We start from the raw sequence: 21052 nt of genomic DNA, 5'->3' as shown, positions 1-21052 counted from the left end.
TAAGCACACCAAATACGTGCTTAGGAGTACTTTTAATTCAACCAAAATTCAGTTGCATTGAAATTGTATGTTGTCAAAACCCCAAAACCTTTAAAATGGTTTTTCAAAAGAAAAACTTGGGATGTTAAAACACCTGAAAAAGAAGTATTTCTAACCTTTGATGATGGGCCAACACCACAGGTCACTGACTATGTTTTAGATCAATTAGAAAAGCATCAAGCAAAGGCTAGTTTTTTCTGTATTGGTAAGAATGTCCATGAGTATCCCCAGATTATGGATCGATTAAAATCCTTCGGTCACACTATTGGAAACCACACTTACAATCATTACCATTGCTATAAACATTCCTTAGAGTCCTATCTTCAAAATATTACATTAACAGAGAACGCTTTTAAAAAACTTTCCATAAAGTCTAATAAATTGTTTAGACCTCCCTATGGCCGTATATCATCCAGGGCTACCAAAGAGCTTGTAAAACAAGGGTATACTATTATTATGTGGGATATACTGAGTGCTGATTTTGATTTAAGAAACACTCCTGATCAATGCACAAAAAATGTAATAAAAAATATCAAACCCGGAAGTATTGTAGTGTTTCATGATAGTGTCAAATCCTATCCTATATTAAAAGAAGCTCTTCCTAAGGTGTTAAATTATTTGGATGAAAATGGCTATAAGTGTTCGCCCTTGTAATAGTTGGCTATTTTAGATATTCTTGAAGTAATCCGATAAGCGTGTCAGCATCCTGCTCTCCAGTTTGGCGCCAAACCATCTCACCGTTTTTATAAATCATAAGTGTAGGTGAACCTTTTACGCGCAGAGCATCAGCAAGCTCCTGGTTTTTATCAATGTCGATCTTTACAACCCTAGCCTTATCACCTAAGGAAGCTGCTACATCCCTAAGAACAGGATGCATTGATGTGGATGACTCGTTCCAATCGGCATAAAAGTCTAAAAGTACCGGAACCTTACCAGCAATTAACTCTCCAAACTTTGACATACATACTGAATTTTAACGGCTATTCAACTCAAATGTACTAAAAAAAAGTAAAACTGCACATCAAATTATTGGATTCACTGCATTTTTTGTGCGGTATTACACAGTGGTTTTGGACTTTTTCCTCAACTCAATAACACTCACCTCTGGCCATATTCCAACCCGTCCAGGATAACCAATAAACCCGAGTCCTCTATTGACATTAATATACTGTCCAGCTTTTTCGTAGATTCCAGCCCAATACTTATAACGGTATTGCACTGGACTCCATCTCACTATACCAGGAATTTCAACTCCAAATTGCATTCCATGAGTGTGTCCACTTAAAGTAAGGTGGTAATGATACGGGTGGTTAACCACCTGATGTTCCCAATGTGATGGATCGTGACTCATTAATATTTTAAAATCAGAAGCTTCGACCCCTTTAACGGCCTTCTCTAGATCTCCTGCTTTTTTGAATCCTCCCTCTCCCCAGTTTTCTACTCCAATTAAGGCAATTCGCTGACCGTCTTTTTCCAAAAATCGATTTTCGTTTAACAGCAAATTAAACCCCATATCTCTCTGGATCTGCTTTAATTCTTCCAGGTTTGCATCCTTATCTGCATCAGAGGACCAATCGGCATAATCTCCATAATCGTGGTTTCCTAAAACCGAAAAAGTTCCATCTTTAGCTTTTAATTTTCCAAAAGTCTCTTTCCATGGATGCATCTCTGAAGCGACGTTATTAACCAAATCGCCAGTAAAAAGTACAACATCCGATTCTTGTTGATTAATTAGGTCAACTACATATTCAATCTTTTTTTTGTTGTCTAAACTTCCACTGTGTATATCGGAGATCTGTGTCAATCGATAACCTTCAAAGGCATCTGGAAGATCTTCAAATTCTAAGGTATAGCTAAGGACTTGGTAATCATATTTTCCTTTATACATTCCATACAAAAGTGATAAAAACGGAACCGAGGCTATTCCCAAGGCAATTTGACTCACAAACTTCCTACGCGATGGGAAATCTCCAGAGGCTAGTTCAGGGGTGGTAGTAAACTTACCTACGATCCATCTTACAACGCGGACAACATCTTCAACAAGCATAAAGAAACCACTACATAAACCAAAGGCAGCAAAAGCTAAAAAGAGCCCAACAGCTAACCCCATCCCAGAGTTTATTCCTTCAGATCGGTCAAAATGATTAAATTGCAGGTATAGATTTACAAGTACTCCTACAAAAGCAAGGCCGTAAATAATTTGTAAATATGGGCTTCTTACCAAGGTGCGGAATGCCTGAAATCCGTATATAGCACCGATAATATAAAGCACTCCTAAAACGATCATAAATCGTGACATAGTTCAATTTTTTTCAAAAGTACCTCATCTGCTGTGGAATAAAGGCATTTTTAATATTTTTTAACTAAACAAACAAGTTCAGAAACTTTAGTCGTACTAGTTCGACGAACATAACGCTCATCATATAATCCAGCGTTAAAGGCTAAAGGAATGTCGGATTTTAATCCTAATACTCCCTGGCTTGCAGAAAAGTGGATTTCAGAAAAACCCGCCTCCTTAAATTTTAAGATATTATCCTCATTAACGCCACCTCCTGGCATTAACTTTATACGATTTCCAAATTGTGTATTGAGCTGACTAAGATTCTTTATTCCCATTAAAGCAGTCGGTTTTTGTCCACTGGAAAGGATACGAGCGCACCCCATATCGATAAGCTGTTCTATTGCCTTGTACGGTTCTTTAACCCAATCAAAGGCACGGTGGAAGGTAAAAGGTAAGGGGGCGCTTAATTTAATCAATTCACCCGTGCGCTTAGCATCCAAGGAATTATCATCATTTAAAACGCCAGACACAATCCCATGGCAGCCATTTTCCTTACACCATTTTATATCCTCCTTCATCACCTGAAATTCCGCATCACTATAGGTGAAGTTTCCGCTTCTAGGGCGAATCAACACAAAAACATCAATAGATAACTTTTCTAATACGAGTTTTAAAGTACCGTGGCTTGGTGTAATTCCACCCACTTCGAGCTCTGCACATAATTCAATACGATTAGCACCGCCATTTTCTGCACTTATCGCAGATTCCAAAGAATTTGAACAAACTTCTATCAACATATCCTTATATTTAAAACGTAAAAGTAAACAACTATCCACTATGCAACGTCGAAAATTCTTGAAAAAGACTGGCTTAGGTGCCAGTGGGCTGCTTTCTATACCGCTATTATCTGCTTGGAATCATCAACTCCCCCAAACTATTACACAAAATACCACTAAGTCTAAAGGTCCTGTGGTGGTCTGTACATGGAACTTTCACAATGCTACCTCAAAGGCATGGGAAGTACTTTCTTCTGGAGGTTTCGCACTTGATGCAGTTGAACAAGGTGTACGCGTTGAAGAAGCCGATGTAAATAACCAAACCGTAGGTAAGGGCGGGCGTCCCGATCGTGATGGTAATGTTACATTAGACGCTTGCATTATGGACAAGTCGGGCAATTGTGGTTCGGTGGTGTACCTTCAAAATATCACCCACGCCATCTCTGTAGCCCGCAAAGTAATGGAACAAACTCCACATGTAATGTTGGCGGGTAAAGGCGCAGAAAAATTTGCTTACCAGCAGGGCTTTAGCAAAGAAAATCTACTGACAGAAAAATCTAAAAAAGAATGGTTACAATGGAAAAAAGAATCCAAATACGAAACAATCATCAATATTGAAAATCACGATACTATCGGAATGTTAGCCATAGATAAGCACGGAGATATTTCAGGGGCCTGTACCACAAGCGGAATGGCCTATAAGGTAGGTGGCCGAGTGGGCGATTCACCCATTATTGGTTCTGGACTATTTATTGACAATGAAGTTGGAGGAGCCACCGCTACAGGAGTAGGCGAAGAAGTCATAAAAACAGTAGGCTCTTTTTTAATTGTAGAATTGATGCGACAAGGTAAATCACCTTTGGAAGCTTGTAAAGAAGCAGTTCAAAGAATTGTATCCAAGAACAAAAATTACAAAGATTTTCAAGTGGGATTTTTAGCCATCAACAAACAAGGAGAAACAGCTTCGTATTGTATCCATCCTGGTTTTAGCTATAGCAAATACGATATAAATGGACAGAGTAACAATCCATCTGATAGTTATGTGAAATCATAATTCATCATACATCAAGGTTTTTCGGATAAGAGTAAAAATTGATTTGTTTACAAGAGCGATCAATCCTAGAACTTTTTTAACTTTACCCATTGCAATTTAAAACATCGACGAACATGTCCGAGAAGAAGAAATTATTCCTTTTAGATGCTTATGCCTTAATATTTAGAGGTTATTACGCTTTTATTAAAAACCCTAGAATCAATTCTAAAGGCATGGATACCTCGGCCGTCTTAGGGTTTATGAATTCTTTATTGGATGTAATTAAGCGAGAACAACCCCACCATCTTGCAGTAGCCTTCGACAAGGACGGAAGTAAAGATCGTTTAGAGATGTTTGAATCCTATAAAGCCAATCGGGATGAAACCCCTGAGGCTATTAAAATTGCAGTACCAATTATACAGCAGATACTTCAGGCCATGCATATCCCTTGTATAGTAAAACCTGGTTATGAAGCTGATGATATCATTGGAACTCTTGCCAAACAAGCCGAAAAAGCAAATTACCAAGTCTACATGGTGACCCCAGATAAGGATTTCGCACAATTGGTCTCAGAAAATATTTTTATGTACCGACCAGCGCGAATGGGTAACGGTATTGAAATTTGGGGAATACCCGAGGTTCAAAAAAAGTTTGAAGTTGAAAGGCCTGAACAGGTGATTGATTTCTTAGGAATGATGGGGGATGCCGTTGATAACATTCCTGGTCTTCCTGGTGTGGGAGAAAAAACAGCTAAAAAGTTCCTGAAAGAATTTGGCAGCATGGAGAATCTTCTAGCCAATACCAGCCAACTTAAAGGCAAGATGAAAGAAAAGGTGGAAGCCAATGCTGAGCTCGGTTTATTATCTAAGGATTTAGCCCGAATAATGTTAGATGTTCCTGTGGAGTTTAACGAAAAGGATTTTGAATTAAACACCCCTGATCTTCCAAAGGTGCAAGAAATATTTCAAGAGCTGGAATTTAGAAGGCTTGCAGATAATCTGATGAAGACTTTTAGCCCTCAAACCACTGCTCCAAATGATCCATCTCCAACTAAAGCCACTACAGTCTCAAAGGCAGTAGATCAACAATTAGATCTCTTTAGTGACCCGGTAAGTAGTCAGGCTTCAGGGGGCAGTATGGAATCTGGGTTTAAAACCATCGACCAAACTACTCATTTATATCAGCATGTGGATAGTGATATGTCTCGAAAACTTTTACTTGAAATGCTACTCAAACAAAAGCGGGTATGTTTTGACACCGAAACCACGAGTCTAAAGTCACTTGAGGCTCAATTGGTAGGTTGTGCATTTTCTTGGGAAACAGGAAGCGGATATTACATGAGTTTCCCTGAGGATCAACAGCAAACAAAACAACTGTTAGAACCCTTTAAGGCCTTTTTTGAAAATCCAAACATCACAAAGGTCGGTCAGAATTTAAAATACGATATAAAGGTGCTTTCCAATTACGATATAAAAGTAGAGGGCCCTATTTTCGACACCATGATTGCGCATTATCTAATCAATCCAGATATGAGGCATCAATTGGATATTTTAGCAGAAACCTATCTCAACTACAAACCAATTCCGATAGAAGACCTCATTGGAAAAAAAGGTAAAAACCAAGGAACCATGCGCTCCACCCCGCCCGAATTGCAAACTAAATATGCCGTAGAGGATGCAGATATCACCTTACAATTAGCAGCTATTTTTGAGACGCAATTAAAGCAAAACAATACCGGAAGAGTTTTTTCTGAAATAGAATCACCTTTAGTGAAAGTGTTATCCGCTATGGAAATTGAAGGTATTGGTCTTGATACAGCTTTTTTAAATTCTCTTACAAAGGATCTCAACAACGATTTATTACAATTAGAACAGGATATTTATAGTCAAGCTGGTGAAGAATTCAATATTGCCTCACCTAAACAGTTAGGACCGATATTATTTGACAAGCTAAAACTTGCTGATAAACCTAAAAAGACTAAAACTGGGCAGTACTCCACTGCTGAAGATGTCCTTTCTTATCTAGCTAAAGAGAATAAAATTGTATCGGATATCTTGCAATGGAGACAATTAAACAAATTAAAGAGTACTTATATAGAGGCGCTACCCACGGTGGTTAACCCGAAAACAGGTCGTGTTCATACGGTCTATAGTCAAGCAGTCGCAGCAACAGGGCGACTGAGCTCTAACAATCCAAATTTACAGAACATCCCTATTCGTACCGAACGAGGGCGACAGGTTCGAAAGGCATTTGTGCCTCGAAGTGAAGAGTACCTTTTACTTGCAGCTGATTATTCGCAAATAGAACTGAGAATTATTGCCGCCTTAAGCGATGAGGATACCATGATCAACGCTTTTAAAAACGGAGAAGATATTCACGCCTCTACCGCGGCCAAGGTCTTTAAAGTGGATTTAGACAAGGTTACTCGCGAACAGCGTAGCAACGCAAAGACGGTCAACTTTGGTATTATATATGGAGTCTCGGCATTTGGGCTGAGCAATCAAACCAATCTAAATCGTAGTGAAGCCAAAGAATTAATCGACACCTATTACGAGACCTATCCCAAACTAAAGGCCTATATGAGCAAACAAGTTCACTTTGCTCAGGATAACGGCTATGTTGAAACCATATTAGGTAGAAGACGCTACTTAAAGGATATTAATTCACGAAATCAAGTAGTTAGAGGAGCCGCTGAGAGAAACGCTGTAAATGCACCTATTCAGGGAAGCGCCGCGGATATCATTAAAATAGCAATGATTCGTATCCAAGAAAAGCTAAAAGCAGGCAACTACAAAACAAAAATGTTACTTCAAGTCCACGATGAATTGGTATTTGATGCACATAAAGAAGAAATTAATGAGGTTACTCAACTTATAAAGACAGAAATGGAAAATGCCTTCCAGCTCAAAGTGCCACTTGATGTTGAAATTGGAGTTGGTGAAAACTGGCTTGAAGCACATTAATTGTAAAGCGCTAGGAACCAATCTATTTGTAGCAATAAATTATTCACACCCCCTGTTTGTAAATAATAGAAATAATTGTACTTTTGCACCCCATTATCCCGACTTTACGTTTGGGATTGGGAATGGAATGTTTAATTTTTTAAAAAAGTTAGTGTGGATACATTAAGCTACAAAACAATTTCAGCTAACAAATCGACTGTAAATAAACAGTGGGTTTTAGTGGACGCTGAAGGTCAGACACTAGGTCGCCTTTCTTCTAAAGTAGCCAAACTACTTAGAGGTAAGTACAAACCTAATTACACACCGCATGTTGACTGTGGAGATAACGTTGTTATCATCAACGCAGATAAAATCAACCTTAGCGGTAAAAAATGGGATGCAAAAGAATACATCCGACACACTGGATACCCAGGTGGTCAAAGAAAAATAAATGCGACTGATCTATTCAAAAAAGATCCTACGCGTTTATTAGAAAAATCGATTAAAGGAATGCTGCCTAAGACCAAATTAGGTGCAGATTTATTCCGTAACCTAAAAGTGTATGCTGGAACTGAGCACAATCAAGAAGCTCAAAAGCCAACTGCAATTAACTTAAACGATCTTAAATAATGGAAGTAATTCACAAAATCGGTAGAAGAAAAACCGCTGTTGCAAGAGTGTACGTTTCTGAAGGAAAAGGAGATATCACTATCAACAAAAAAGAATTTACGCAATACTTCCCAACACCAACTTTACAGTACAAAGTTCAACAACCTCTTTCATTGACTGAAAATGTTGAAAACTTTGATATCAAAGTAAATGTTTACGGTGGTGGTGTTACTGGACAAGCTGAGGCAATTCGTCTTGCGATTTCAAGAGCACTTTGCGAGGTAGATGCAGAGAACAGATTAACGCTTAAACCAGAAGGATTATTAACAAGAGATCCAAGAATGGTAGAGCGTAAGAAATTCGGTCAGAAGAAAGCACGTAAGAAATTCCAATTCTCAAAACGTTAATCGATCGAATATTTATAGTGCATTATTGCATTGCTTATTTATTATTGAATTTAAAACATGTCGTTGCTTCGATTCCTTCAGGAGTAGAAGATTGGTTTAGCATCCAAATGGTAAAGGCGATCGATTAGTCGTGACCACTTTAACATTGCTAAATAAACAACACCCACAGTATGGGCAACGGAACGTAAACTATTACAAAAATGGCAAATAACATAGAAGTTAAAGATTTACTAGAAGCAGGTGTACACTTCGGTCACCTTACTAGAAAATGGAATCCAAACATGGCTCCTTACATCTACATGGAGCGTAACGGAATCCACGTTATCAATTTATACAAAACTGCTGCTAAAATTGAGGAGGCTAATGAAGCCCTTAAGAAAATCGCAGCGTCAGGTAGAAAAATTTTATTTGTAGCTACCAAAAAACAAGCAAAAGATATCGTTGCTGACAAAGCAGGGGCTGTAAACATGCCTTACATTACTGAAAGATGGCCTGGTGGTATGTTGACAAACTTTGTCACTATCCGTAAAGCTGTTAAGAAAATGACTGCTATCGACAGAATGAAAAAAGACGGTACTTTTGATACGCTTTCTAAAAAGGAAAAGCTACAAGTTGATCGTTTAAGAGCTAAATTAGAAAAGAACTTAGGTTCGATTTCTGACATGACCCGTCTACCAGGGGCTTTGTTTATTGTAGATACAATGCGCGAACACATCGCGGTTAGAGAAGCACAAAAATTAAACATTCCAATATTTGCAATGGTGGATACAAATTCTGACCCAAGAGAGGTTGAATACGTAATTCCATCCAATGACGATGCTTCAAAATCCATTGAAAAAGTTCTTACGCATGTAACTAGCGCTATCGCTGAAGGTTTATCTGAAAGAAAAGCAGATAAAGCTGAGAAACAAGCAGATGAAGACAATGAGAAAAAGGTTGAAAAAGAGGCTAAAGAGAAAAAAGCCAAAGCTTTAGAAACTGAAGAAAACGAATAAATAATAATTTCTTAAAGTCGTTATCCATTTATTTTCTTTGCTTTACCCCGAAGAAAATAGGATAACGACTTTACGGATTAAAACAGAAAACAACATGGCAAAAATCACAGCCGCAGAAGTAAATAAATTAAGAAAAGCTACCGGTGCAGGTATGATGGATTGTAAAAATGCACTAGTTGAAGCTGAAGGTGATTTTGATAAAGCAGTAGAGATTCTACGTAAAAAGGGTCAAAAAGTTGCTGCGAAGAGAGCTGATAGAGATTCTGCAGAAGGTGCAGTTATCGCTAAAGTAAACCAAGACGCAACTAAAGGAGTGATCGTTTCATTAAACTGTGAGACTGATTTTGTTGCTAAAAACGAAACTTTCGTTAAAATGGCAACTGACTTTGCAGAATTGGCTTTAAACTTGGATTCAAAAGAAGCGCTTCTTGATGCTGATTACAACGGAATCAAAGTTTCTGAAAAATTAATCGAACAAACTGGTGTTATCGGAGAGAAAATTGAAATCGGTGATTTCAGAACTCTTCAAGCTCCATTTGTAGGTTCTTATATCCACGCTGGTAACAAAATTGCTACTCTTGCTGGTCTTTCTGCTAATGTAGAAGGCGCTGCAGAAGCCGCTAAAGATGTCGCTATGCAAGCAGCCGCTATGAACCCAGTAGCCCTTGATGAAAGCGGTGTTGATCAAGAAGTGATTGATAAAGAAATCGAAATCGCCAAAGATACCTTAAGACAAGAAGGTAAACCAGAAGCTATGTTAGAAAATATCGCTAAAGGTAAACTTAAACGTTTCTTCAAGGACAACACCTTGGTAAACCAAGATTTTATCAAAGACAACAAACAAAGTGTATCTGCTTATGTAAAATCTGTTAATGGAGAGTTGACAGTAACTGCATTTGAAAGAGTTGCATTAGGATAAAACAGTCTTTGACAACCATATTACTCAACCGCTTTTAAACTTGATTTAAGAGCGGTTTTTTTGTGAGATTAAATTATAGACACAGTACTTAATTATTTTGATTATTTTTGCTTCGAAAACAAATATTTAATATCCTTCAACAAACGAACATGCAATACAAAAGAATCCTTCTTAAATTAAGCGGTGAAGCCCTAATGGGTGAACGACAATACGGAATCGACCCAAAGAGACTTAAGGTCTACGCAGAGGAAATAAAGTCTGTAGTTGACCAGGGTGTTCAGGTAGCCGTTGTAATTGGTGGAGGAAATATCTTTAGAGGTCTTGCTGGTGCGAGTAACGGAATGGACAGAGTACAAGGTGATCATATGGGAATGCTCGCTACTGTAATCAACGGTCTTGCATTGCAGTCCGCTCTTGAAGATGAAGGTATACAAACCAGATTACAATCTGCCGTTATGATCAATGAAGTAGCGGAGCCTTTTATTCGTAGACGCGCATTGCGCCACTTAGAAAAAGGAAGAGTTGTCATCTTCGGTGGTGGAACAGGGAACCCATATTTTACAACTGATTCAGCAGCTGCTCTACGTGCCATTGAAATTAATGCAGATGTTATATTAAAAGGGACAAGAGTAGACGGTATTTACACAGCAGATCCAGAGAAAGATAAGGATGCGACAAAATTTGATGACATTACCTTTAAAGATGTTCTACAAAAGGGCTTAAAGGTTATGGATACTACTGCCTTTACCCTGAGTCATGAAAATGAATTGCCTATTGTAGTATTTGATATGAACAAACCCGGAAACTTGTTAAAACTAGTCTCTGGAGAAAAAATAGGAACTAAAGTTAACCTATCCTAAATACGAAATTAGAAATTTTCAACTATTTTAAAATCCAATAGTTATGGACGAAGAGATCAATTTTATTTTAGACGCAGCAAAAGAATCAATGGAAGATTCATTAGTACATCTAGAAAAAGAATTTGGTAATATTAGAGCAGGTAAAGCAAGCCCTGCAATGGTTTCAAGTGTGATGGTCGATTATTACGGATCGCCTACTCCTTTGCCTCAGGTAGCTAATATCAACACCCCTGACGGTAGAACTATTTCGATTCAGCCATGGGAAAAGGCCATGCTTCAAGAAATCGAAAGAGGGATCATGATCGCAAATCTCGGATTCAATCCAATGAACAATGGTGAGATGGTAATTATTAATGTTCCTCCACTTACTGAGGAACGTCGTAAGGACCTTGTAAAACAAGCCAAAGCGGAAGCAGAAGATGCCAAGGTCTCTATTCGTAACGCTCGACAGGATGCCAATAAGGACATTAAAAAATTAGATCCTTCAGAGGATCTAAAAGCAAAAGCTGAAGTTGATGTTCAGAAACTAACCGATGCATACATCAAAAAAACTGATGAAGCACTCGTGGTTAAAGAAAAAGAAATTATGACTGTTTAATGCTCATGAGCGTTAAACTTTCTTAAAACTACAGGCGACTTTTACAAGTCGCTTTCTTTTTTCGTAACATTACAACCCCAAAGGATTAAAGGCAATTTTTCTCCAAATGAAAGATATATCTCTATTTATTTTTTATGTGATAGGCATCTTGGGTTGTATGGCACAAAACAACCCTAAATCCTCTTTTGGTGAAAATGATTTGCAAAATACAAGCACAGATAGTCTAGCCAATGCTATTATTGTAAAGGTCATAGAGAACAAGCCGAAGAATGATCCTGATGCTATTTTAAACACTTACAGCTACAACAGTTACACTAAAGCAATTGTCAGCGCTGATCACGAGGCCATAAACGGCACCGTAGATTCCATTTTTAAGCGCAAAAGAAAGGGCCTGAAATTCAAAAAGATTGATTCTACCAATTACCTTATTAAAAAGCAACTAGAGAAGTCTCATCTATATATACTAGAGAAGGTATCCAATTTTGCTTATTCTAAAGAAAAAGAAAAAAGAGAAACCATCTTAGGAATTCATATGGCTGGTTTCAAAAAGCCCATTTATGAAGTGCTCGCAATTGAAATGCAGTCCTTTTCACTCTACAATACCCGTGTAAAGGTATTTGGGACTGACTTCTTTAGCCCTTTAGGCAACAAAGGAAAACAAACCTACTGGTTTGATTTGGAAGGTACCTCTGAGATCCAGGGACGAAAAAATTATATTATTCGCTATACTCCTAAGAAAAACAAGCAAGATGTAGGTATTCCTGGTATACTTTATATTGATGCTCAAAGCTATGCCATTCAAAGAAATGAATCTAAGTTAGATGCATCTATCGAAGTTCAAGCTATTCAAGAATACCAGTATTTCCCCGACCATAAATTATGGTTTCCTAGCGCTAATAAAATACAAGTGGACAAAGGAACTTCAAATAAAACAGTGACCTTATTTGGGAAGCTACGCGTGGCTACAAGCGAACAAATGATTGATTCTTCTATTGTGAGCACTAATGAAGACGATATCAAAGACCATATTTACCTTGTCGCTCAGACTTCTAATTTCGACATCACTTTAAATAAACCCGTTACAATAGAGAGAAAAGGTACAGCTATCGAGCTTTTAAAGGTGGCCAGTGAAAGAGATTCAACATTTTGGGAAGAATATAGGACTCAAGAGATCACAGATAAAGAATTAGAAACCTATAAAGCGGTGGATAGTTTAACAAGCGCTAGAAACTATGAAAACAAACTGTCTTTTATAAGAAAGTTCATGGTGGGATACATCACCACGCCTTATATTGATTTTGATTATAAGTCATTGCTTAAATTCAATAGATATGAAGGATTTAGACTTGGTATGAGCGCAGTGACCAACAGTAACTTTTCTCCCAAATACACTATACATGCCTATGGAGCTTACGGGACAAAAGACAAAGATTTTAAATATGGCTTTGGAATAGAAAGGCGTCTGGATCGCTATGATGACACTAGAATAGGAATCATGCATAAAAATGATTTGGAAGAAAGCGGAAGCCTTACCTTCCTCACCGATGGAAGGGCGTTCTATTTGTTTGAACCGCGGTTATTTAACTTGACCTATTTTCACAAAATTAAAGATGTAAGTGCGTATTTAACCCATGATTTTAATCCCAAGTTAAATTCAAGGTTCCAACTGTCTTATCAAGATGTAACACCCACATACCAGTACAGTTATGCCAACGATGGAGAGCAATATCACAATTATCAAAACAGCTCTATAACGGCCTCCATACAGTGGAATCCTTTTAACAAATATCTTCAAAGTCATTGGGGTAAAACAGTAATCGAGAAAAACTATCCACAGTTTTCTCTTCAATACAGTCAAGCCTTTAAAAACGTCATTAATAGTGACTTAAATTACACAAAGATCGCCCTAAGGGCCATCCATGAGCTCAGACCTTTAAATAAAGGAACAACCTCATTCCAAGTGGTTGCAGGAATTAGTTTTGGAGATCTTCCAGTGACTGAACTCTACAATGCCTCCCCTAACCAACCTGGAGGTGATGCCATCTTAAATCGATTTTCCGTAGCGGGAAGAAATAGTTTTGAAACCATGTACTTCAATGAATTTCTATCAGATAAGTACGCTATACTTCAAGCAAAGCATACCTTTAACCGCTTCAGTATCACCTCTTGGCTTAGACCTGAACTCGCACTTATTTCGCGTTTTGGAATCGGCTCCACAGCTGGAATGCATAAACACCTAGACATTGAATTCAGTTCCATGGAAAAGGGATACTCTGAAAGTGGATTAGAGATCAATAAAATATTCAAAGGGTTTGGGCTCAATTTCATGTATCGTTATGGAGCATACCATCTTCCAAATTTCGATGATAACATTTCTTTAAAGTTTACCTATTATTTAACGCTTGGTTTTTAGCACACTTGCGAAGGGATTTCTAACTTTGCACGGAAAAATTTTTAGATGGCCAAGAAATTAACAAGCGGGTTCTGGGGAACCACCGCTCGAATCATACTTCGTACTCGTGTTATAATATTACTTATTCTTTTTGGGATCACTCTTGCTTTATCAACCCAGTGGAAGAATATACGCTTTACCAATACCGAGGCGAATCTATTGCCTGACCATCACCCAGTAAATGTTGCTTACAATAATTTCCTAAGTATCTTTGGAGAAGAGGGAAATGTCATGGTTATTGCCATAAAAGACAGTGCGATTTTCGATCTGGAAAATTTTAATAAATGGAATAAATTAAACAAACAGATTCAAGCAGAACCAGAGGTTGATCTCATCTTATCAACCGATAATCTACAAACTCTTGAAAAGAATACCCAGAAGCAAAAGTTTGAATTAACCCCGCTGATACAAGGAAAATTAACTTCGCAACAGCAACTCGACAGTATTAAAGATGAGATTTTCCACAAGTTACCTTTCTATGAAAGTGTTTTATACAACAAAGAAACCCAAACCATCCGATCGGTAATTTATATGGACAAGGAAATTGTCAATACAGCGGTTCGTAAGAATTTTGTGTTGAATAATTTCGTTCCCCTAATAAAGGATTTTGAAGCGGATACTGGCATAGATGTAAAGGTCTCTGGTATGCCGTATATTAGATCCTTAAATGCTGATATTATTATCGGAGAAATCGGTATGTTCATTGGTGCAACACTCATAGTTACCTCACTGATTTTCTTTCTCTTTTTCCGCTCTTACAGAGCCACCTTCATTTCGATGATTGTAGTGATGATAGGTGTAATGTGGGCCTTTGGAGTTTTAGGATTACTCGGCTATGAGATTACCATTTTGACTGCATTAATACCGCCTCTGATCATCGTTATTGGGATTCCGAATTGCATATTTTTAATTAATAAATATCAACAAGAGGTACAAAAACACGGTAATCAGGCGAAATCCTTGCAACGTGTTATTTCTAAAGTAGGTAATGCGACACTGATGACGAATCTAACTACAGCAGGAGGATTTGCAACTTTTATAATAACCGAAAGTACCCTTTTAAAAGAGTTTGGAATTGTAGCTTCTATAAATATAGTAGCTATCTTCATATTGTCTATTCTTATCATACCCATTGTTTATAGCTTTATGTATCCACCTAAGTATAAACACCTAAAGCACTTAAACAAGCGTTGGATTGGTAAGTTTGTGAAATGGATGGAAGGAACTGTACGACATCGAAGGATTACGGTATTCACTATTGTTATTATTGCTATTATAATGAGCATCATTGGAATTTATCAAATTCGAATATCTGGAAGTCTGTTGGAGGATATGCCACAAGACGCCTCTTTTTTTGACGATATAAAGTTTTATGAAAAAGAGTTTGATGGAATTCTTCCTGTTGAGATCATGGTTGATACGAAAAGAAAAAATGGTGTGATGAATTTATCTACACTCCGTAGAGTGGATGAACTCGAAACTCTCATCAAAGAGGTTCCAGAATTATCCGCTCCTATTTCTGTAACGAGTTTGGTCAAATATTCTAAACAAGCTTATTATAATGGTAATCCAAATTATTACCAGCTCCCCAATAATCAGGAAAGAGCATTTATATTATCCTATGCTAAAAGTTCGACAAACGATACGAATCTGCTGAATAGTTTTGTGGACAGCACTGGTCAAATTGCGCGCATAACGACCTTTATGAAGGATATTGGCACAGAGAAAATGGAAGAGATTAAAGCGGATATTGAAAAGAAGGCCGCCAAAGTTCTTCCAGAGGATCGCTATGAGGTTACTCTTACAGGTAAAGCATTAGTCTTTATGCAAGGCACTAAATATTTGGTTAAAAACTTAATAACATCATTAGGATTTGCGATATTTTTGATATCACTATTAATGGCTTATTTGTTCCGTTCCTTTAGAATGATTATAATATCATTGATTCCAAACATACTCCCATTACTAATCACTGCTGGAATGATGGGATTTCTTGGCATTCCAATCAAACCATCAACCATATTAGTCTTCAGTGTTGCCTTTGGTATTTCGGTCGATGACACCATTCATTTTCTAGCCAAATACAGACAAGAGCTCATTAAGAACAATTGGAAGATACGCAAATCAGTATACGGTGCCCTTCGAGATTCAGGGATTAGTATGTTTTACACCTCAGTGGTACTCTTTTTCGGGTTTTCAGTCTTTATGCTGAGTAGTTTTGGAGGCACTAAAGCACTTGGAGGGCTTGTCTCATTCACTCTATTTGTTGCCATGTTATCCAATCTTGTTGTCCTACCCTCATTACTTTTAGCCCTAGAGCGAAACATCGCCAATAAGAAAACGCTAAAAAAACCAAGCATTAATGTACTGTCAAAAAATAGTGAAACAAAAGAAGATAACGAATAAGGATTAGGCTGGATGGGGCCAAAAAAAAAGTCTGCCGAAACATAATGTTTCGAACAGACTTTAAGGTTCCCCCAAACCTACAATTTTAAATATCTTTAAAGTCAAGCTTAAATTGACTTGTAATTTCCTACAAAACAAAAATAGATTATTATTGCCTTACAAAACAAGTAAAATCTATCTTTTTATAAAGTCATCATGTTAAATGTACAAATTTTTTCTTACAATAAAATTTTTTTAAAATAAAATAATAGTAAATATCAGCCACATCTATCTGTCATTGGCAATAATTTTCTAATAACTCAGACGTTGACTTTAAATCTAGTTTTAAAGTTTTATCTTTGCACACTTATTTATAGTTAGTAATACACGATGGAATTAAAAAGTATAAAAGAGCTGTTATCAAGTGACAAACTCCTACAAGAAATATGTGTAAAAGGTTGGATTAGAACCTTTAGAAGTAATCGTTTTATCGCTTTAAATGATGGATCAACCATTCATAATATTCAGTGTGTAGTCGATTATGAAAATTTTCCAGAAGATACCTTAAGGCAACTCAATACAGGAGCTGCAGTATCCATCGTTGGAACCCTTGTGGAGAGTCAAGGAAAAGGTCAAGCAGTTGAAATTCAAGTTAAGGAAATTGAAATACTAGGTGGAGCGAATCCAGAAGAATTCCCCATTCAACCTAAAAAACATTCACTTGAATTTTTAAGAGAGAAAGCACATTTACGTATACGGACCAATACCTTTGGTGCCATTATGCGTGTTCGTTCTGCTCTTTCTTTCGCAGTACACAACTATTTTAGAGCAAATGGTTTTAACTACGTTCATACTCCTATTATCACAGGCTCAGATGCAGAAGGTGCTGGAGAAATGTTCAGAGTAACAACTTTGGATGCTAAAAACCCTCCTTTAAATGATCAAAATGAAGTAGACTATAAAGAAGACTTTTTTGGTAAGGAAACTAATTTGACGGTTTCAGGACAATTGGAAGGCGAAGCATACGCCATGGCTCTAGGAAAGATTTATACCTTCGGCCCTACTTTTAGAGCTGAAAATTCCAATACATCAAGACACTTGGCAGAATTTTGGATGATCGAACCAGAGGTTGCCTTCTTGGATTTGGATGGAAACATGGATCTAGCTGAAGATTTTATAAAAAACGTGTTGGGTTATGTGTTAGAACATTGTGAAGACGACTTAAAGTTTTTGGAAGCTCGCCTTATTGAAGAAGAAAAATCAAAACCTCAGGCGCAGCGTAGTGAGATGAAACTTCTTGAAAAATTACGCTTTGTAACGGAGAACAACTTCAAAAGGGTAAGTTATACAGAGGCCATTGACATCCTAAAAAACTCCAAGCCTAACAAAAAGAAAAAATTCAATTATATTATTGAACAGTGGGGAGCCGATCTTCAAAGTGAACACGAACGCTATTTAGTTGAGAAGCACTTTAAAGCTCCAGTGATCTTATTTGATTACCCCGCAGATATCAAAGCCTTTTATATGCGTCAAAATGAAGACGGAAAAACAGTACGGGCTATGGATATTCTTTTCCCAGGTATTGGAGAAATCGTCGGAGGATCACAGCGCGAGGAGCGCTATGAAGTGCTTCAAGAAAAAGTAAAAGCCATGGGTATCGACGAAAAAGAATTGTGGTGGTATATGGAACTACGTAAATTTGGCTCAGCTACTCACAGCGGATTTGGTCTTGGATTTGAGCGTCTCGTACTATTCACTACTGGGATGTCCAATATACGTGATGTGATCCCTTTTCCAAGAACTCCTCAAAATGCTGAGTTTTAAATAAAAATTAACGTATATTATCATTAAAAACTAGCTTTTGATTGGCTTCATAAGGCTAGTTTTTTTAAATTTATACAAAAGCAAGGTTGAAGGATAATGCTAAAACAACAATTACAGTTTAAACTATCTCAGAAATTATCGCCGCAGCAGATTCAGTTGATGAAACTGATTCAGTTGCCGACTCAAGCTTTTGAACAACGGCTCAAACAGGAACTTGAAGAAAATCCTGCCTTAGAAAGCGGGAAAGAAGAATCTTCAGAATATGAATCCGACGAATATGAGGATAATTTTCAGGACGATATCGATAGTGAAAAGATTAATGCGGAAGACATCAATGTTGATGAATATCTAAGCGATGACGAAGTTCCAGAATATCGATTACAAGCCAATAATTACAGTAGTGATGATGAAGAGAGATCCGTTCCTTATGCTGCTGGGACATCCTTCCATCAGCATTTATTAAATCAGCTCAATACCTTTAGTCTAAAAGAATCTGAACGTGAAATCGCAGAATTTCTAGTGGGTAGTGTAGATGAGAGTGGATACATTCGTAGAGACATTGTAGATATTGTTGATGATTTAGCGTTTACCCAAAATATCTATAGTGAACAAGAGGAAGTCGAAAAGGTGCTCCATATTGTTCAACAACTGGATCCTGCTGGTGTATGCGCTAGGGACCTTAGAGAGTGTTTGCTCCTTCAACTTCAACGAAAAGAACCCACAGATGCGGTGGAATTGGCTTCAGACATCTTAGATCGTTCCTTTGAACAATTTACAAAGAAACATTACCAAAAGTTAATCTTAAAGCATGCTACAAACGAGGAGGACTTAAGAAAAGCTATCCATGAAATAGAGCGCTTAAATCCAAAACCTGGTGGCTCATATGCTGGTAGTAACCGCATGGTTGAACACGTGGTACCTGACTTCACTATTCGTATCATGGATGGGGAGCTCGAATTGAGTCTCAATGGAAGAAATGCCCCTGATCTACATGTCTCACACACCTACAACAACATGCTTAAAGGGTATAAGGACAGTAAGACCAAGACAAAGACACAGAAAGATGCTGTGTTATTCATAAAACAGAAACTAGATGCTGCCAAATGGTTTATAGAAGCCATTAAACAAAGACAAGAAACTTTATTTGTCACCATGAATTGCATTATGCATTATCAGCAGGAATATTTTTTAACTGGGGATGAACGGAAATTAAAACCCATGATACTCAAAGATATTGCAGAGGCTATTAACATGGACGTTTCCACGGTATCTCGGGTAGCAAACAGCAAATATGTAGATACTCCTTATGGCACTAAACTAATCAAAGACTTCTTCTCAGAGGCTATGAAGAACGACGAAGGAGAGGATGTATCCACACGTGAGATTAAAAAAATATTGGAAACAGTCATCCAAGAGGAAGACAAAAGAAAGCCTCTAACAGATGATAAGCTAGCAGCCATTCTCAAAGAAAAAGGGTATCCTATTGCACGCAGAACGATCGCAAAGTACAGGGAACAGCTAAGCATCCCTGTGGCACGTTTAAGAAAAGAAATCTAATGAGATTCGCCTCAAAGCTTATAAGCACCCTATTCAACCCGGTTTTTATGCCCTTAGTAGGCGTGCTACTATACTTTTTCATTTCTCCGAGGTACATATCAGAGCAAACACAACGTTTGGTGCTCCTAGGGGTTCTAGTGATCAATGTCATTATCCCTTATTTATTCTATTTACTGCTGAGAAATCTCGGATGGGTCACCCACAGGGACCTTACTAATTTAAATGAGCGAAAAATACCCTTATATCTTTGTATTATCGTAACCTATATAACCTTAATAAAGATAACCCCCAGTTCGATATCATATGAGCTTTATTACTTCTTTTTAGGCGTATTAGGAACGCTGATAAGTTGTCAAATCTTGGTTTATTTAAATTTCAAGGCGAGCATGCATATGATGGCTATTTGGGGTTTGACCACTTTTGTAATCGGTCTCTCGATACACTATCATGTCAATATAACTCCTCTGATAGCAATATTAATACTGTGTGTTGGTGCCATTGCTACAGCCCGTATGTATCTAAAGTGCCATTGTGCATCAGAAATTATTATTGGATCTTTAATAGGTATTGTACCACAATTTATTCTGTTTGGATTCTGGTTATAGGGAAGGGTTTGCTAAAAGATGTAGAATATCAATCCAGCCTTAATAATGTTAACTTCCAAAGGTTCACCAGACATTAAATAACGGTCGTCTTCAAAAATATTAGAGATGTTGTATTGGGCATAAAAATTCCAAGTATTATATCCAAAACTAAGGTATATCCCATATTGAAAATCACGAATATCACTATTTGAAAAACTCACTCTTTGAGTATCAGTAACGAACTTTGATCGACCACTGAAAAGATATTGTAGTCGAACACCAGAATAGATTCTCCAGAACCGATAATCCTCTGCTCGTGAAGATCTCCACCGTAATTCCAAGGGAAACTCAACAAAATGCATAGAAAGCTTATTACGGTTATAATCAACGTCATCTGGAACCTCTTGATAACTAATGGTACCATTCGCATTTTTGGTAGCCATAAGATCGCTATAGATCGTATTGATTGATAAACCAACCCCTAAGCCGAATCCAATATTTCTTCTCTTATTAATTGGAAAATCTTTGATAAACCCTCCCATAATACCAGAAGAAAAACTACTTTGACCAATTCCATCAGGAGCACCTACTAATACATTGTAGTTCACACCAAAGTAAAATTGATCTTCAAAGTACTTGCCGTCGGGTTCTACAACCACGATGGTGTCTTGCTGTCCCCAAACAAAAGAGCTAACCAGACAACACCAAATAAAAAATATACACTTTATAGTTTTTAAAATCATATATCATTTACGATTTCAAGTAAAGATTAAAATTTAATTAACAGTGAG

Annotated in this window: 18 protein-coding genes; 14 read left to right on the top strand and 4 right to left on the bottom strand. The window is 37.4% G+C overall.

All coding sequences use genetic code 11. The features are described from left to right. Positions 1-57: 57 nt before the first annotated feature. A complete protein-coding gene (locus tag I215_RS11140) occupies positions 58-693 on the top strand; it encodes a polysaccharide deacetylase family protein (RefSeq protein ID WP_008992066.1) in 636 nt (211 codons plus the stop codon). A gap of 7 nt (positions 694-700) precedes the next feature. Here the strand turns inward: I215_RS11140 and I215_RS11135 are convergent, their stop codons facing one another. The 3 genes from I215_RS11135 to I215_RS11125 all read right to left on the bottom strand — a co-directional run bounded on the left by I215_RS11135 (position 701) and on the right by I215_RS11125 (position 3117). Beyond that, on the bottom strand, positions 701-1000 hold the full coding sequence (locus tag I215_RS11135; RefSeq protein WP_008992065.1) for a thioredoxin family protein: 300 nt from the start codon (positions 998-1000) through the stop codon (positions 701-703). Between the two features lie 96 nt (positions 1001-1096). Further along, on the bottom strand, positions 1097-2338 hold the full coding sequence (locus tag I215_RS11130; protein WP_008992064.1) for a metallophosphoesterase: 1242 nt from the start codon (positions 2336-2338) through the stop codon (positions 1097-1099). Between the two features lie 50 nt (positions 2339-2388). After that, on the bottom strand, positions 2389-3117 hold the full coding sequence (locus tag I215_RS11125; RefSeq protein ID WP_008992063.1) for a copper homeostasis protein CutC: 729 nt from the start codon (positions 3115-3117) through the stop codon (positions 2389-2391). 40 nt (positions 3118-3157) lie between these two features. Between I215_RS11125 and I215_RS11120 the strand changes: the two genes are divergently transcribed. From I215_RS11120 to I215_RS11060, 13 genes are all read left to right on the top strand, one after another. Beyond that, complete coding sequence (locus I215_RS11120; protein ID WP_008992062.1) at positions 3158-4150, top strand: isoaspartyl peptidase/L-asparaginase family protein; 993 nt, start codon at positions 3158-3160, stop codon at positions 4148-4150. Positions 4151-4263: 113 nt separating this feature from the next. Beyond that, positions 4264-7092 carry a DNA polymerase I gene (polA, locus tag I215_RS11115; protein WP_008992061.1) on the top strand — a complete coding sequence of 943 codons (2829 nt, stop codon included), beginning with the start codon at positions 4264-4266 and terminating at the stop codon, positions 7090-7092. Between the two features lie 153 nt (positions 7093-7245). Continuing rightward, positions 7246-7701 carry a 50S ribosomal protein L13 gene (gene rplM, locus I215_RS11110; RefSeq protein WP_008992060.1) on the top strand — a complete coding sequence of 152 codons (456 nt, stop codon included), beginning with the start codon at positions 7246-7248 and terminating at the stop codon, positions 7699-7701. Further along, complete coding sequence (gene rpsI / locus I215_RS11105; RefSeq protein ID WP_008992059.1) at positions 7701-8087, top strand: 30S ribosomal protein S9; 387 nt, start codon at positions 7701-7703, stop codon at positions 8085-8087. Before rplM ends, rpsI begins: the two co-directional genes overlap by 1 nt. 200 nt (positions 8088-8287) lie before the next feature. Beyond that, complete coding sequence (rpsB, locus tag I215_RS11100) at positions 8288-9082, top strand: 30S ribosomal protein S2 (RefSeq protein ID WP_008992058.1); 795 nt, start codon at positions 8288-8290, stop codon at positions 9080-9082. Positions 9083-9176: 94 nt separating this feature from the next. Next, positions 9177-10001, top strand: a complete 825-nt coding sequence (gene tsf / locus I215_RS11095) for a translation elongation factor Ts (protein ID WP_008992057.1) — start codon at positions 9177-9179, stop codon at positions 9999-10001. A 149-nt stretch (positions 10002-10150) separates the two neighbouring features. Then, the gene (gene pyrH / locus I215_RS11090; RefSeq protein ID WP_008992056.1) at positions 10151-10861 is read left to right on the top strand and encodes a UMP kinase; all 711 of its coding nucleotides are present in this window, start codon (positions 10151-10153) and stop codon (positions 10859-10861) included. A gap of 43 nt (positions 10862-10904) precedes the next feature. Continuing rightward, positions 10905-11459 carry a ribosome recycling factor gene (frr, locus tag I215_RS11085; protein WP_008992055.1) on the top strand — a complete coding sequence of 185 codons (555 nt, stop codon included), beginning with the start codon at positions 10905-10907 and terminating at the stop codon, positions 11457-11459. 106 nt (positions 11460-11565) lie between these two features. Beyond that, complete coding sequence (locus tag I215_RS11080; protein WP_008992054.1) at positions 11566-13872, top strand: DUF5686 family protein; 2307 nt, start codon at positions 11566-11568, stop codon at positions 13870-13872. 45 nt (positions 13873-13917) lie between these two features. After that, entirely contained in the window at positions 13918-16317 is a 2400-nt protein-coding gene (locus I215_RS11075; RefSeq protein WP_008992053.1) for an efflux RND transporter permease subunit, read from the top strand. Between the two features lie 369 nt (positions 16318-16686). Next, positions 16687-18120, top strand: coding sequence for an asparagine--tRNA ligase (asnS, locus tag I215_RS11070; protein ID WP_008992052.1), 1434 nt, complete (start codon positions 16687-16689; stop codon positions 18118-18120). Positions 18121-18216: 96 nt separating this feature from the next. Next, entirely contained in the window at positions 18217-19677 is a 1461-nt protein-coding gene (gene rpoN, locus I215_RS11065; protein WP_008992051.1) for an RNA polymerase factor sigma-54, read from the top strand. After that, positions 19677-20282 (top strand): hypothetical protein, encoded by a 606-nt coding sequence (locus I215_RS11060; RefSeq protein WP_040460275.1) that lies wholly within the window; start codon positions 19677-19679, stop codon positions 20280-20282. Before rpoN ends, I215_RS11060 begins: the two co-directional genes overlap by 1 nt. Positions 20283-20293: 11 nt before the next feature. On the opposite strand, the gene I215_RS11055 is transcribed toward I215_RS11060, so the two are convergent. Then, positions 20294-21004, bottom strand: a complete 711-nt coding sequence (locus tag I215_RS11055) for a porin family protein (protein ID WP_008992049.1) — start codon at positions 21002-21004, stop codon at positions 20294-20296. Positions 21005-21052: the final 48 nt, after the last annotated feature.

It is taken from the genome of Galbibacter marinus (assembly GCF_000300875.1).
GTDB classification, from domain to species: Bacteria; Bacteroidota; Bacteroidia; order Flavobacteriales; family Flavobacteriaceae; genus Galbibacter; species Galbibacter marinus.
This window is presented reverse-complemented; position numbering and strand designations above follow the sequence as displayed.